This is a genomic window from Arthrobacter sp. 08Y14, assembly GCF_002929455.1.
In the GTDB taxonomy this organism is placed as follows: domain Bacteria; phylum Actinomycetota; class Actinomycetes; order Actinomycetales; family Micrococcaceae; genus Arthrobacter_B; species Arthrobacter_B sunyaminii.
Genome location: NZ_PJIX01000002.1, coordinates 470,903 through 485,509 on the forward strand (window position 1 = coordinate 470,903; position 14,607 = coordinate 485,509).

14 protein-coding genes are annotated in these 14,607 nt (G+C 66.3%); 12 read left to right on the top strand and 2 right to left on the bottom strand.

Going from position 1 to position 14,607, the window contains the following annotated elements; genetic code table 11:
• Window positions 1–309: 309 nt before the first annotated feature.
• From CXR03_RS08780 to CXR03_RS08820, 9 genes are all read left to right on the top strand, one after another.
• Entirely contained in the window at window positions 310–1,785 is a 1,476-nt protein-coding gene (locus tag CXR03_RS08780) for a fumarylacetoacetate hydrolase family protein (protein WP_104103410.1), read from the top strand.
• Window positions 1,782–2,465 carry a GntR family transcriptional regulator gene (locus tag CXR03_RS08785; protein ID WP_258073569.1) on the top strand — a complete coding sequence of 228 codons (684 nt, stop codon included), beginning with the start codon at window positions 1,782–1,784 and terminating at the stop codon, window positions 2,463–2,465. Before CXR03_RS08780 ends, CXR03_RS08785 begins: the two co-directional genes overlap by 4 nt.
• A 43-nt stretch (window positions 2,466–2,508) precedes the next feature.
• Window positions 2,509–4,026, top strand: coding sequence for a 5-carboxymethyl-2-hydroxymuconate semialdehyde dehydrogenase (hpaE, locus tag CXR03_RS08790; protein ID WP_104103411.1), 1,518 nt, complete (start codon window positions 2,509–2,511; stop codon window positions 4,024–4,026).
• A gap of 42 nt (window positions 4,027–4,068) precedes the next feature.
• On the top strand, window positions 4,069–5,154 hold the full coding sequence (gene hpaD / locus CXR03_RS08795; protein ID WP_104103413.1) for a 3,4-dihydroxyphenylacetate 2,3-dioxygenase: 1,086 nt from the start codon (window positions 4,069–4,071) through the stop codon (window positions 5,152–5,154).
• A 42-nt stretch (window positions 5,155–5,196) separates the two neighbouring features.
• The gene (hpaH, locus tag CXR03_RS08800) at window positions 5,197–5,982 is read left to right on the top strand and encodes a 2-oxo-hept-4-ene-1,7-dioate hydratase (protein WP_104103414.1); all 786 of its coding nucleotides are present in this window, start codon (window positions 5,197–5,199) and stop codon (window positions 5,980–5,982) included.
• Window positions 5,967–6,767 (top strand): HpcH/HpaI aldolase/citrate lyase family protein, encoded by an 801-nt coding sequence (locus tag CXR03_RS08805; RefSeq protein WP_181034536.1) that lies wholly within the window; start codon window positions 5,967–5,969, stop codon window positions 6,765–6,767. The genes hpaH and CXR03_RS08805 overlap by 16 nt, the downstream gene beginning before the upstream one ends.
• 13 nt (window positions 6,768–6,780) lie before the next feature.
• Window positions 6,781–8,232, top strand: a complete 1,452-nt coding sequence (locus CXR03_RS08810; RefSeq protein WP_104103416.1) for an MFS transporter — start codon at window positions 6,781–6,783, stop codon at window positions 8,230–8,232.
• 195 nt (window positions 8,233–8,427) lie between these two features.
• A complete protein-coding gene (locus tag CXR03_RS08815; RefSeq protein ID WP_104103418.1) occupies window positions 8,428–9,318 on the top strand; it encodes an alpha/beta fold hydrolase in 891 nt (296 codons plus the stop codon).
• Window positions 9,285–9,812: a MarR family winged helix-turn-helix transcriptional regulator gene (locus CXR03_RS08820; protein ID WP_181034537.1), complete on the top strand. Its 528-nt coding sequence runs from the start codon at window positions 9,285–9,287 to the stop codon at window positions 9,810–9,812. Before CXR03_RS08815 ends, CXR03_RS08820 begins: the two co-directional genes overlap by 34 nt.
• Window positions 9,813–9,909: 97 nt before the next feature.
• Here CXR03_RS08820 and CXR03_RS08825 read toward each other — a convergent pair whose 3' ends face one another.
• A complete protein-coding gene (locus CXR03_RS08825; RefSeq protein ID WP_104103419.1) occupies window positions 9,910–10,608 on the bottom strand; it encodes a M23 family metallopeptidase in 699 nt (232 codons plus the stop codon).
• A 220-nt stretch (window positions 10,609–10,828) separates the two neighbouring features.
• Here CXR03_RS08825 and CXR03_RS08830 point away from each other — a divergent pair, with 220 nt between their 5' ends.
• The 3 genes from CXR03_RS08830 to CXR03_RS08840 all read left to right on the top strand — a co-directional run bounded on the left by CXR03_RS08830 (window position 10,829) and on the right by CXR03_RS08840 (window position 13,393).
• Window positions 10,829–11,389, top strand: coding sequence for a GNAT family N-acetyltransferase (locus tag CXR03_RS08830; protein ID WP_181034538.1), 561 nt, complete (start codon window positions 10,829–10,831; stop codon window positions 11,387–11,389).
• Window positions 11,390–11,435: 46 nt separating this feature from the next.
• Window positions 11,436–12,578, top strand: a complete 1,143-nt coding sequence (locus tag CXR03_RS08835) for a serine hydrolase (protein ID WP_104103422.1) — start codon at window positions 11,436–11,438, stop codon at window positions 12,576–12,578.
• Between the two features lie 116 nt (window positions 12,579–12,694).
• Window positions 12,695–13,393 (top strand): maleylpyruvate isomerase family mycothiol-dependent enzyme, encoded by a 699-nt coding sequence (locus CXR03_RS08840; protein ID WP_104103423.1) that lies wholly within the window; start codon window positions 12,695–12,697, stop codon window positions 13,391–13,393.
• Here CXR03_RS08840 and CXR03_RS08845 read toward each other — a convergent pair.
• Window positions 13,288–14,589: a glycosyltransferase 87 family protein gene (locus CXR03_RS08845; RefSeq protein WP_104103425.1), complete on the bottom strand. Its 1,302-nt coding sequence runs from the start codon at window positions 14,587–14,589 to the stop codon at window positions 13,288–13,290. The genes CXR03_RS08840 and CXR03_RS08845 overlap by 106 nt on opposite strands.
• Between the last annotated feature and the right edge of the window lie 18 nt (window positions 14,590–14,607).

Genomic DNA, 14,607 nt, shown 5'->3' on the forward strand with positions numbered 1-14,607 from the left:
GCGGATCCTTTTGGCCTCCGCCCTCGAGGAGTTGCATCCACATCGGAGCCCCAGTCACCAGGTAAGTGGCCATCTACATGGTGACGGTCGAGAAACAGACTCTCGTCGCGCAGGGGGAGCAGTAGTCAGCCACGGCGCCACTAGTCCACTCCGATTCGGCGCCCAGGGGCGATCGCCAATGTAGATCTCGGTATGCCTTTCTGCACCGTTCTACCTGGGCTTGAAGCCTGAGCTTCATCCGCCTTGACGTGACCCGCACCACATGGCACTCTGGATGATATACGATTTCGTACTTGATCCAGGAGAGACATGTCCCCGAGCAACGTAGCCACCACGGACACGCTGAAGCAGGCCGGCAAGGTCATCGCCGTCCACATCAACTACCCCTCGCGGGCAGCAGAACGCGGACGCACTCCGGAGCAGCCCTCCTACTTCCTGAAGCCCGGCACCTCCCTGGCCCTGACCGGTGGCAGCGTGGAGCGCCCGGCCGGCTGTGAACTGCTCGGCTTCGAAGGCGAAATCGCCTTGATCATCGGCAAGACCGCCCGCCGCGTGAGCATCGAGGATGCCTGGAGCCACGTCGGGGGAGTGACTGCCAGCAACGACCTGGGCGTGTACGACCTGCGCTGGGCAGACAAAGGCTCCAACCTCCGCTCCAAGGGCGGCGACGGCTTCACCCCCGTCGGCCCCGCCATCCTCGACGCCGCCGCCATCGATCCAGCAGCACTGCGCATCCGTACCTGGGTCAACGGCGAACTCGCCCAGGACGACACCACCGCAGACCTGCTGTTCCCGTTCAGCCAGCTGGTGGCCGACCTCTCCCAGCTGCTCACCCTTGAGCCTGGCGACATCATTCTCACCGGCACCCCCGCAGGCGCCTCCGTGGCCGTCCCGGGCGACGTCATGGAAATCGAAGTGGACGTCCCCGCCACGGACATAACCACCGGCCGCCTCACCACCACGGTGACCGAGGGCACGACGCCGCTGGCCACCTTCGGCGCGCAGCCCAAGATTGACGACAAGCAGCGCGAAGAAGCCTGGGGTTCCGCGGAAAAGGCCGGCCTGGCGCCCGTGGAAGAGCAGAAAACCCTCACCCCCGAGCTGAAGGCGAAGCTGGAATCGGTCGCCACCGCCACCCTCAGCTCGCAGATGCGTGCCCGCGGCCTGAACAACGTCTCCATCGACGGCCTCACCGGCACTAAGACCGGCTGCAAGGTGGTGGGCACCGCCCGTACCCTGCGCTACGTCCCCAACCGCGAGGACCTGTTCAAGACCCACGGCGGCGGCTACAACGCGCAGAAGCGCGCCATCGACTCCGTCCGCGACGGCGAAGTGCTGGTCATGGAAGCCCGCGGCGAAAAGGGCACCGGTACCCTGGGCGACATCCTCGCCCTGCGCGCCCTGCACAACGGCGCCGCAGCCATCATCACCGATGGCGGCGTCCGCGACTACTCCACCGTCGCCAGCTTTGACCTGCCCGTCTACTGCGCCAACCCGCACCCCGCCGTCCTCGGCCGCCGGCACATCCCCTGGGACACGGACATCACCATCGCCTGCGGCGGCTCCACCGTCCAGCCCGGCGACATCATCGTGGCCGACGACGACGGCATCCTGGTCATCCCGCCGGCCATCGCCGAGGAACTCGTGGAAGCCTGCATCAAGCAGGAGCACCAGGAAGAGTTCATCGCCGAAATGGTGAAGGCCGGTCACAGCGTGGACGGCCTCTACCCGATGAACGCGGCGTGGAAGGAAAAGTACGAGGCCTGGGCGGCGGAACAGGCGTGAGCAGCACCGGCACAGGCACAGGCACCCGCTCCAAATCGGAGCAGGCCTACGAACAGCTGAAGACCCGCATCCTCGGCGGTGAAATGAGCCCCGGCTACCGCCTGGTGCTCAGCAGTATCGCCAACGACTTGGGCTTCAGCGTGGTGCCGGTCAGGGAAGCCATCCGCCGGCTCGAAGCCGAAGGCCTGGTGCACTTCGAACGCAACGTCGGAGCCACCGTGGCCGGCATCGACCCGGATCTCTACCTGCACACCATGCAGACCCTCAGCATCATCGAGGGTGCCGCCACCGCGCTGGCCGCCCCGAGCATCAGCACCGAGGATCTGGCGCAGGCCCGGGACCTGAACAACCAGATGCACGAGGTCCTGGCAAACTTCGACCCGATCCGCTTCACGCAGCTGAACACCGAGTTCCACGCCCTGCTGTACGGACCCTGCCCCAATCCGCACATCCTGGACCTCGTCCACCGGGGGTGGGCACGGCTGGGCCGGATGCGCACTTCCACCTTCCGGTACGTGCCGGGCCGGGCCCACGCCTCGGTGGAAGAACACGAGAACCTGTTGAACCTGATCGAATCCGGCGCCCCGGCGTCCGACGTCGAGCACGCCGCCCGCGCGCACCGCACCAATACGCTCAACGCCTTCCTGGCCCAAAACGGCCAGCCCCCGTCACCCATCTGATCCAGATCCACCACGAACTTTCAACGCAGAAAGAGGAAACCCCATGGCTGAACACTTCGTCCCCGAGAACCTCCCCACCCATATCCAGCACTTCATCAACGGCAAGTTTGTGGACTCCGTCAACGGCGCCACCTTCGACGTCCTGGATCCGGTCACCAACAAGAACTACGCCACCGCAGCTGCAGGCCAGAAGGAAGACATCGACGCCGCCGTCGCTGCCGCCCGCGAAGCCTTCGTCAACGGGCCGTGGCCGAAGATGAAGCCGCGCGAACGCGCCCGCATCCTGAACAAGATCGCCGACGCCGTCGAAGCCCAGGAATCACGCCTGGCGGAAATGGAAACCTTCGACACCGGCCTGCCCATCACCCAGGCCAAGGGCCAGGCCTTGCGCGCGGCTGAGAACTTCCGCTTCTTCGCTGACCTGATCGTCGCCCAGTTCGACGACGCCATGAAGGTCCCCGGCTCCCAGATCAACTACGTGAACCGCAAGCCCATCGGCGTCGCCGGGCTCATCACCCCGTGGAACACCCCGTTTATGCTCGAATCCTGGAAGCTCGCCCCGGCCCTTGCCACCGGCAACACCGTTGTGCTCAAGCCCGCTGAATTTACCCCTCTCTCCGCCTCCCTCTGGGCGGACATCTTCACCGAAGCAGGCGTTCCCGCAGGCGTCTTCAACCTGGTCAACGGCCTGGGCGAGGAAGCCGGTGACGCACTGGTCAAGCACCCGGACGTACCGCTGATCTCCTTCACCGGCGAGACCACCACCGGCAAGACGATCTTCCGCAACGCCGCGGAGAACCTCAAGGGCATGTCCATGGAACTCGGCGGCAAGAGCCCCTGCGTCATCTTCGCTGACGCAGACCTGGACGCCGCCCTCGATTCCGCCCTGTTCGGTGTCTTCTCGCTCAACGGCGAACGCTGCACCGCCGGCTCCCGCATCCTGGTGGAACGCCCGGTCTACGACCAGTTCTGCGAACGCTTCGCCGCCCGCGCCAAGACCATAGTCGTCGGCGACCCGCATGACCCGAAGACCCAGGTGGGCGCCCTGGTGCACCCCGAGCACTTCAAGAAGGTGGCCTCCTACGTGGAAATCGGCAAGACCGAAGGCCGGCTGCTCGCCGGCGGCGGCCGCCCCGAAGGCCTGGAGGAGGGCAACTACATTGCTCCCACCGTCTTCGCCGACGTCGCTCCCGACGCACGGATCTTCCAGGAGGAAATCTTCGGACCCGTCGTAGCCATCACCCCGTTCGACACCGAAGCCGAGGCGCTGGAACTGGCCAACAACACCAAGTACGGCCTGGCCGCCTACGTCTGGACACAGGACCTCACCCGCGCGCACAACTTCGCGCAGAACACCGAGGCAGGCATGGTGTGGCTGAACAGCCACAACGTCCGCGACCTGCGCACCCCGTTCGGCGGTGTGAAGTCCTCCGGCCTGGGCCACGAGGGCGGCTACCGCTCGATCGATTTCTACACCGACCAGCAGGCCGTGCACATCACGCTCGGCAAGGTCCACACTCCCAAGTTCGGGACCGACGACGCCGCTACGGTCGCCGGCTAAGCCTCCCCAACACTTTTACCCCGTTTGCAAAGGAGCAACCTCATGAGCGTTTCAGCCATCAACCCCAACCCGATCCCCACGCCGAGCATCCAGCCGCCGGACATTGTCCGCTGCGCCTACATGGAGCTCATCGTCACCGACCTGGCGAAGTCCCGTGAGTTCTACGTGGACGTCCTGGGCCTGCACGTCACCGAAGAGGATGACGAGGTGATCTACCTGCGTTCCCTCGAGGAATTCATCCACCACAACCTGGTGCTGCGCAAGGGACCCGTCGCCGCCGTCGCGTCCTTCGCCTACCGCGTGCGCACCCCCGAAGACGTGGACGTGGCCGAGGCCTACTACAAGGAAATGGGCTGCCGCACCGAACGCCGGGCCGAGGGCTTCACCAAGGGCGTGGGAGACTCGGTCCGCGTGGAGGATCCGCTGGGCTTCCCGTACGAGTTCTTCTACCACGTGGACCACGTGGAGCGCCTGACCCAGCGCTACGACCTCTACTCCGCCGGTGAGCTGGTGCGCCTGGACCACTTCAACCAGGTCACCCCCGACGTGCCCCGCGGCCGCGCCTACCTGGAGGACCTGGGCTTCCGTGTCTCCGAGGACATCAAGGATTCCGACGGCGTCACCTACGCCGCCTGGATGCACCGCAAGGACACCGTCCATGACACCGCCCTCACCGGCGGCGACGGCCCCCGCATGCACCACGTTGCCTTCGCCACCCACGAAAAGCACAACATCATCCAGATCTGCGACAAGATGGGTGCCCTGCGCATCTCCGACCGGATCGAGCGCGGCCCCGGCCGGCACGGCGTCTCCAACGCGTTCTACCTCTACATCCTGGATCCGGATGATCACCGCATCGAGATCTACACGCAGGACTACTACACCGGCGACCCGGACAACCCCACCATCACCTGGGACGTCCACGACAACCAGCGCCGCGACTGGTGGGGCAACCCCGTGGTTCCGTCCTGGTACACCGAGGCCTCCCTGGTCCTGGACCTGGACGGCAACCCGCAGCCGCTGGTGGCCCGCACCGATTCCTCGGAAATGGAAGTGACCGTGGGTGCTGACGGCTTCTCCTACACCCGCGGCGACGAGACCGATTACAAGGTCGGCTCCCAGCTCTAAGCAGGCTCACTCCAACCAGCCATCCGAACAGAAAGCAGTGCGGTGCTAGATAAATCAACTCTCCAGGCGGTGGCCGATGAGCTGGTCGAAGCCAAGCGGACCCGGACCCCGGTTCCGCTGCTGACCGCCCGTTATCCCGAGATGACCATCGCGGATTCCTACGCGGTGCAGAACCTCTGGGCGGACCGGCTGTTGGCCTCCGGCCGCCGGCTCGCCGGGCACAAGATCGGTCTGACCTCCAAGGCCATGCAGGCCGCCACCGGCATCACCGAACCGGACTACGGCGTCATCCTCGATGACATGGTGCTGGAAAACGGCTGCACCGTGCAGTGGGATGAATACACCCACCCCCGGATCGAGGTGGAACTGGCCTTTGTGCTGGGCAAACCGCTGGCCGGCCCGCATTGCACGATCTTCGACGTTCTGGATGCCACCGACTACGTGGTTCCCGCCCTGGAAATCCTGGATTCCCGGATCGAGATGGAAGGCCGGACCATCGTGGACACCATCGCGGACAACGCCGCGATGGGCGCCATGGTGGTGGGCGGGAACCCGGTGAAGGCGGCCGACGTCGACCTGCGCTGGGTCTCCGCCCTGCTCTACCGCAACCAGGGCATCGAGGAAACCGGTGTGGCCGCCGGAGTGCTGAACCACCCGGCCGCCGGCGTGTACTGGCTGGCGAACAAGCTGGCTGCGCATCAGACCTCGCTGGAAGCCGGGGAAATTATCCTCGCCGGCTCCTTCACCCGGCCCATGTGGGTCTACAAGGGCGACACCGTGTTTGCCGACTACGGACCGTTGGGAACCATCACATGCCGCTTCGAGTAGAGGAAACCTTCGCCGCACGGCTCGCCGCCCGCGGCCGCCAGACCGGCATGTGGGTGTGCTCCGGCAGCCCGCTGGTCGCGGAAATCTGTGCCGGTTCCGGCCTGGACTGGCTGCTGATCGATGCCGAGCACAGCCCCAACGGGCTGGAATCCCTGCTGGCACAGTTGCAGGCCGTGCATGGTTATCCGGTGGCCCCAGTGGTGCGCCCGCCGTCGGGGGATCCCGTGCTGCTCAAGCAGTACCTGGACTTGGGTGCGCAGAACCTGCTGATCCCCATGGTGGACACCCCGGAACAGGCCGCCGACCTGGTCCGGGCCGTCCGCTACCCGCCGCACGGCATCCGCGGCGTGGGCAGCGCCCTCGCCCGCGCCTCGCGCTGGAACAGGATCGATGGTTACCTGCAGAATGCTGCGGAAACCCTGACGCTGCTGGTGCAGATCGAGACGGCTGCCGCCGTGGAGAACGTGGCCGCGATCGCCGCCGTCGACGGCGTGGACGGGCTCTTCATCGGACCCTCAGACCTCGCCGCCTCCATGGGCTATCTGGGCCAGCAGGACCACCCCGATGTGGTGGCCGCCGTCGAACACTGCATCCGCGAAATCAAGGCCGCCGGCAAACCGGTGGGCGTGAACGCTTTCGCCGAGGCAACCGCCCGGCGCTACATCGCGGCGGGCGTTGACTTCATCCTGGTCGGCGCCGACGTCGCGCTTCTGGCCCGCGGCAGCGAGGCCCTGGCCGCCACCTATATTTCATCCGCGGACGACGACGCCCGCGCCAGTTACTGAATAAGGATCCCCCATGGCAACAAGCGCGAAAGCCGGCCCACGCGCCGGTGGAGCAACCCCCGGAAAACCCACACAAGACACCCGCAGAGTGGCCGTTGCCACGCTGATCGGCACCACTGTTGAGTGGTACGACTTCTTCATCTACGCCACCGCCGCCGGACTGGTCTTTTCCGAACTCTTCTTCAAACCGGCCGGCAGCGAGTTTGCCACCCTGGTCACTTTCGCGTCAGTGGGCCTGAGCTTCCTGTTCCGTCCGCTCGGCGCGTTCCTGGCCGGGCATTACGGAGACAAGATCGGCCGCAAGGCCATGCTGGTGCTGACCCTGCTGCTCATGGGCGGCGCCACCACGCTGATCGGCGTGCTGCCCACCCATGCCACTGCCGGACTCTGGGCACCCATCCTGCTGGTACTCCTGCGCATCATCCAGGGCATCTCCGCCGGCGGCGAATGGGGCGGCGCGGTCCTGATGTCCGTGGAACACGCCCCGCGCAACAAGCGCGGACTCTTTGGCTCCTTCCCGCAGCTCGGGGTGCCGCTGGGCATGCTGCTGGCGTCCGGCGTGACAGCGCTGATGACCGGCGTCATTTCTCCGGGCGACGCGTTTCTGGAGTGGGGCTGGCGGGTGCCGTTTCTGCTGAGCATCGTGCTCATTGTCGTGGGCTTCCTGGTGCGGATGTCCGTGAGCGAAAGCCCCGTCTTCGAGGAAATCGCGGAAAAGAAGAAGCAGACCCAGATGCCCATCGTGGAACTGATGAAGAACCACTGGAAGCTTGTTGTCCTGGCTGCCCTGGTGTTTGCCGGCAACAGCGCCGCGGGCTACATGACCACCGGCGGGTTCATCCTGAACTACTCCACCGACCCGGACGGCCCGGTCGCATTGGATCGCACCGATGTGCTGCTGGCGGTTTCCGGCTCCGCCGCCCTGTGGTTCGTGTTCACCTTGGTCAGCGGGTTCATGGCGGACCGGATCGGGCGGAAAAAGACGTACCTGATCGGCTTCGCGTGCCTGGCGCTGACAGTGTTCCCGCTGTTCTGGCTGATCAACTCCGGCGACATCTGGATCCTGTTCCTGGGCATGGCCCTGTTCACTGTTGGCCTCGGCCTGACCTACGGTCCGCAGGCGGCCTGGTACAGCGAGATTTTCCCCGCTTCCATCCGCTTCTCCGGTGTCTCCGTCTCCTACGCCCTGGGTGCGATCATCGGCGGTGCCTTCGCGCCGACCATCGCCTCCGCACTGGTGAAGGCAACGGGTTCGACGACGGCGGTCTCGGCCTACCTGCTGGTCATGATCGTGTTGGCAGCATCGGCAACCATGATGCTCCGCGACCGGCCCGGCATCGACCTGAGCATCCGCAACCAGGCCGAGCAGGAAGTCGGAGCAACCATCTTCGACAAGCGGCGCGGGGTGTCGACCGATGACGCTGTGTCTGCTTCCGCGTCGGCTTCGGCGGGCACGCGGGTTTAGTTCCGAACCTCGTCGATGCTGCCCCGGGCGGCTTCCACTATGGAAGCCTCCCGGGGCAGCATGTTTTGGCGGGGAGGGAACTGGGCACCCGGCGCAGCGGGCTGTTCTCCACTTTCCATGTTCCGGTAACGGGAGGGCGAGCTCCAGCGGTTCGGGGGGTACCCGAAACCCCGCGTCCCGTGTAGGTTACTTCGCATGCGAAATAACGCGACCCCGATCACCTTTGAGCGGATCTCCATCCCGGTTGCCGCCGGCGGAACCATTGCTGGCACCCTGCGGATGCCCGACGGCGACCCGCATGCCGCCGTCGTCGTCCATCCCGCCACCGCGGTGGCCGAGCGGCTCTACACCGGCTTCAGCGAGTACCTGGCCGAAAACGGCTTTGCCGTGGTCACCTATGACTTCCGCGGCACCGGCGCCTCCGGCAGTCCCAAGGCGAACCGGCGGCTCCGGATGCGCGACTGGATGGACCAGGACGTCCCGGCGACGGCCGCATGGATGCGCGGGCGGTTCCCGGACCTGCCGCACCTGGCCGTGGGGCACAGCCTCGGCGCCCACGCCATGGCGCTGAACAACGGGCTGGAGGAGCTGCGCGGATTTGTGGGCGTGGCGTCGCACGCCGGTGTCACCAAGGCCATCGAGGACCCCAGGGAACGGTTCCGGGTGGGCCTGATCCTGAGCTTCCTTGGCCCGCTGACCGGACGGCTGCTGGGCGCGGTGCCCGGCCGGAAACTCGGCCTGGGCGAGGACATGCCCGGCGGCGCAATGCTGGAGTGGAGCGGCTGGAGCAAAAAACCCAACTACTTCTTCGATGACCCGAGCATGGACGCCGTGCGGCGCACCGCTCAGGTGAAGACCGATGCCCTCGTCATTGGTTTTACCGACGATCTCTGGGCCACGCCCGGACAGATCGACGCGATCTTCAGCCATCTGGTGAACGCGTCAGTGGAAAGGCGTACCTATTCGCCCGACGATGCCGGCCTGGCGGCCATCGGACACATGGGCTTCTTCCGCCGGGGTGCCCGTGAGAAGCTGTGGCCGGAGGTGCTCACGTGGTTGAACGACAAAGCAGGAGCGAGCCCATAGTAAGCCCGCATCCGGGGCCCCAGAGGACCGCCGGCAGCGACGATGCCGCCGGGAAGGCGCCGCGCGCGGAGCGGACAGCCCGCCCGCAACGCCTGTTTGCCCTGACGCTCATTGCCGAACGCCGGCTGCGGCGCTGGATTTCCGCCCGCGGCCGGGACCGGGGAATCAGCGCGTCCGCCGCCGGGGTGCTGCTGCATCTGGCCTCGCATCCCGGCGCCAGCACCGGCGAGGTGGCCGCGGCCGTGCAGGCGTCGCCGGCAGGCCTGAGCGGGCTGCTTGCCCGGATGGAGGGCTCCGGCCTCATCACCCGCACCCCCGCTCCGGCCGACGCCCGCACCATCCGCCTGGACCTGACCCCCGGCGGCAGAGAAGCGCTCGGCGTCGTGCGCGAATCCATCAGCGAACTGAACGCCCGCATCAACGACGGATTCAGTGCCGAGGAACTGGCCACGGTAGCCCGCTGGCTGCGGCATGTGTCGGAGGTGCTGGACTAGCAGCTGCCTTCCGCGGTTCGAGTTCCAGGACCTGCAGGCCGGCCCTCCCCGGGATCTTCCGGCTGCGGCGGACAGCAGGCCTGACGCAGGTCCTTGATCAGGCGGCGCCCGGTGCAGGCCTCCGGACCGTTGAGGCTTCCTGCGGAAGCGCGTTTCGGCGGGGGATGAAGCCGGTGCCGCCCACCGGTCTTTCATCGAAGGCACGGAAAACCAGCGGCAGCCCGCGGGCGGTCCACGGATCCGCCCGGTCCATGGCCTGCACATGCACGTGCGGCTGCGTGGAATTGCCGGAGTTTCCGCAGTCCCCGATGTGTTGGCCCTCCCGGACCTGCTCGCCTAAGCTCACCCGGAGCGAACCGGACCTCAGGTGCATCACCCCAACCACTGCGCCGCCGTCGGGCGTTTCGATCAGGACATGGTTGCCGGCAATGGCCCCTGCTCCCTGGCACAGCCGGGCCTGCTGCCCCAGCAGATACGGCAGCAGGGCGAGCTGGGACCGGCGGGCTTCATGGTCGCGTTCGCCGTCGTGGACTGCCACCACCTCGCCGCTGACGGGGGCCAGGATCGGGCGGCCGAAGGAAAAGAAGAGGTCCGGGGGTTCGGTGCCCAGGACCGTGTGCCAGCTGACCGAGGGTGCCGTCCGGCCGTCGTCGTCCACGCCCACAAAATCGATGGCGTACGTTGTCGCGAGCAGATGCGTGCCGTGACTGGGCACCCGGCGCAGCGGGCTGTTCTCCACTTTCCATGTGCCGGTGAACGGAAGCGTTACCTCCAGCGGATTCGGGGATGCGTTCATAGTGGTGCCTTTCCCTTCTAGAGGCAAATGATCCCCGAGTACCGCGCCCAGACCAAGTAGCAAAAGACGCTGTTTCCTCACATGGTTTCCCCGGCGACTGTGCGGCAACTGCCGGCGTATGCTCCGAAACAGCTTCCGTTGCCGACCGGATCAGTGGGTGGATGTCAGGCTCCGGCCGCCGCGCAATGGATGCGGGCACAGCTGCGCCTATGCTGGGCGAATGCGCCAAGACACGTCTCGATGGACCCCGGTCACCACCGAGCGGCTGTTGCTGCGCCGCATCATGGACACGGACCACAGTGCAGCCGTCCGCATCCACACGGATCCCAGGACCACCAGATACAACCGGAAGCCGCCCACCATCGAGAAGGCCGAAGAACTTCTGAAGTTCTTCCACGGCCACTGGAACCGGGAAGGTTTTGGCTACTGGGCAGTGGCGGAGCGGGAGCAGCCGGAGACGGTCATCGGGTTCACCGGGCTGCACCGGGCAGTGGTTGCCGGCAGGGAGGTGCTGAACCTGTACTACCGCTACGATCCGTCCGTTTGGGGCCGCGGGTATGCCACTGAAGGAGCCCGGGAAGCGGTGCGCCGGGGCAGGGAGCTGATGCCGGAGCTTCCGGTGCTGGCCAGCATGTCGGACCGGAACCTTGCCTCTGTGAAAACAGCCAGGTCCGCGGGACTGCAGCGCCGGACCTCACTGGACCGCCAGATTGGGCGCGACGTGGACATCTATTTCACCCTCGGTTGGCCGGACGGGCCCGATAGGAAGCGGCCCCGGTAGCCGGGCACCGTTGACTCTCCGTCTCCCGGTGCCGGACAGTGGACGCATGCCAGGAAGAGCTGCACCGTTGTGGGACGCGCTCGCTGAAACGGTCCGTTCGGGCTGGTGCCCGGGGTTGGTGGCAGGCGTCCGGATCAACGGCGAGACTGAGGTCTTCGCCGCGGGTTCCCTTGACACCTCCTCATCCGCCCCGATGACCGAAGACACGCCGTTCCGGATTTCATCGCTCAGCAAGCTGATGGGCGGGGCGCTGGCCCTGTCCCTGATGGCGGACGGAATGCTGGAACTGGACGACGACGTCGCGCGGTGGCTTCCGGCGCTGGCGGCCCCGCGCGTCCTGGCCACCCCCGATGCGCCGCTGTCCCTGACCGTGCCCGCCCGCAGTCCGATCACTGTCCGCCATCTGCTCACGTTCACTGCCGGGCTTGGCATCGACTTTGGACGCACTCCTTACGCGGCGGCCACACGCGAGCTTTTATGGGGGCCGAATCCGCCGGCGGTGGCACCCGAAGAGTATCTGGCGCAGGTCGCGGACCTGCCGTTGGCGCATCAGCCGGGGGACCGCTGGATGTACCACGCCGCGGCGGATGTTCTCTCGGTCCTGCTGCCGGCCGTTGCGCTCACGCCGTTGGGGCAACTCCTGAAGGAACGGATCGCCGTGCCGTTTGGGCTGGCTGGTACCGGATTCCCCACCGGGAACGAGCAGTTTCCCGCCGTATATGAGGCAGTTGAGGGCGGCCTGCGGGAAGCGGAGTCCTACCGGGACGTCTTTGCGGCTCCGCCGGTGTTCGGCTCGCTCGCCGGAGGTCTGGTCTCCACGGTTCCGGACTATCTGGCTTTCCTGGCCGGGTTGGCCGATGACACTGTGCTGCCGCCTGAACTCCGGGCGCAGATGACGGCTGACCAGCTGACCTCGCCGCAGCGTGCCGGCATGATCGAGATGTCCGGGCCGGACGAATCGTGGGGCTTCATGACGGCGGTGCAGGTCGGCGCAGGCGCTCCGTGGTCCGAACCGGGCATGTGGGGCTGGTCCGGCGGCTCCGGGGTCAGCGCCGCCGTCTGTCCCAACGGGGATATTGGCGTCATTTTCACCCAGCGCTTCATGACCGGACCGAACGATACGTTCGATTTCTTCTGGGAACCCTTTGGCCGGGTTCGCAACAAGCGTCCGCCGCGGATTAGTTGGTGAGCGCGGGGGCACTTTTGGCGGTGAACCTTTTGCCGGTGCGGGACCTTTGCTAGAACTGCCGTGGTGGGGGCAGCCGTCCGGACGCAGCATTCAAGCCAGGATTGTGAAGTGAAGCCATGAGTACAGGGAAGAACACCGGGGAATTATGGGCCCTTATTCACACGGAGCGCGCCAAACTGGCCGAGGATCTCGACAATCTGTCCGAGGAACAGTGGCAGCACGGCACACTGTGCACCGGCTGGACGGTTGAGCAGGTCCTGGCACACCTCACCGCAGCGGCAAGCACCAACCAGCGGCAGTGGATGCGGAGCATGATCGGCGCCCGCTTCCGTCCCGACGTCCACAACCAGCGGCGGCTTGCCGAACATCTGGGCTCCACTCCGGCGCAAACACTGCAGGGGTTCCGGGCCGTCATCAACAGCACCACCGCCCCCTCGGCCCACACCGCGGCGCACCTGGGCGAAGTGCTGGTGCACACCCAGGATATCCGCCATCCGCTGGGATTGACGCGGACCCCGGGTCCGGAGGCGCTCGATCCGGTGGCTGGGTTTTTTGTCTCCCGCGACTTCGCCGTTCCCAGCAAAACCTACGCCGAGGGTCTTCAGCTCCGGGCCACGGACAGCGCCTTCAACGCAGGCTACGGATTCCTTGTCACGGGACCGGTCCTTGCCCTGGTTATGAGCTTGGCCGGCCGCGCCGCGTATCTGGATCAGCTCGCCGGACCAGGGGCATCCACGCTGAGGGCCCGGGTGGAACGGAACCTGGCGCCGGTTTCAGCACCGCCAGCGTCCGGGACGGGATCCGTTGCCCAGTAAACCAGGGCCAGGATCGGAAGGATCACGCCCAGGCTGGTGAACAGCTCCAGCGCGGCAGGTCCCTGCCCGCTGACCTCGCCGGTAAGGGTCATCGTGATGGTGATGGAAGAGAGCATAAACACCGGCACCATGGCCACCGCCAGGGCGGTCCCCATCGCGCGCACCCCGGCCCGCCGCCGTCGTACTGACATCCACAGTGCCGGCAGGATCAGGGCAATCCAGACCCAGTGGTGGAACCAGGAGATGGGGGAGATGGCCAGCATCACCACGGCATTGGCGCTGATCGCCGCCACTTTGTCACCGCGCCAGTCAGCGCGGCGGATGGCCAGGAAACCCAGCACGACGACGGCGAGACAGGCCAGCAGCCACAGCGGGCGCTGCAGGAACTCGGGGGTGCCCAGATGCGCAATCAGCGAGTTCAGCGAAACGTTGTACATGTCGGTGGTGTCGCCCACGCGCGCGGGATCGGACAACGCATCAAACCAGAACGTGTGTGACTGCGCCGGTGCTGCAATCCAGCCCACGGCCACAGTGGCAGCAAAAGTGGCTCCCATGGTGAAGATGGAGCGCCAGTCGCGGCGCACCAGGAAAATGAGCCCGAAGGCCAGCGGAGTCAGCTTGATGCCGGCCGCCAGCCCGATCAGGACACCGCGCGGCACGCGGCCGGCGGGACGGAGAAGGTCAGCCACGATCAGCAGCATGAGCATTGGATTGATCTGGCCGAAGCCCAGGCCTTCGCGCCACGGACCGAGCAGACCGATCAACACGGTGGCCAGGACAATGACTCCTGCCGGGCCGCCAAGCACAGCCTGGAGCCGTGCGGGGACGGCGTCATTGAGCTGCAGATGGCGGGACACCAGAACCGCCGTCACCAGCAGGCAGAGGCAGGAAGTTGCGGTCAGCAGCACCAGTCCGGCAGCTTCGGGCAGGAAGGCAAAGGGTGCCAGCAGGAGCGCGGCGAACGGCGGATATGTGAACGGCAGCCCACGGGTGTCGGTCTCCACCAGGCTCGGGTCATACAGCCGGTGCTCGCTCTTTCCCAGGAACGCCAGCGCACCCTCGCGGTACACGGTGAAATCCAGCCCATGGATCTGGGCGCCGAAAACTACGAGCGCCAGGGCGGCGGGTACGCCCAGGATCAGCCAGAGAAGCGCGGTGCGGTGCCGCGTGCCGGGAGCAGTCGTCGATAAAGCCATGCCTGCCAGTCTAGTTTG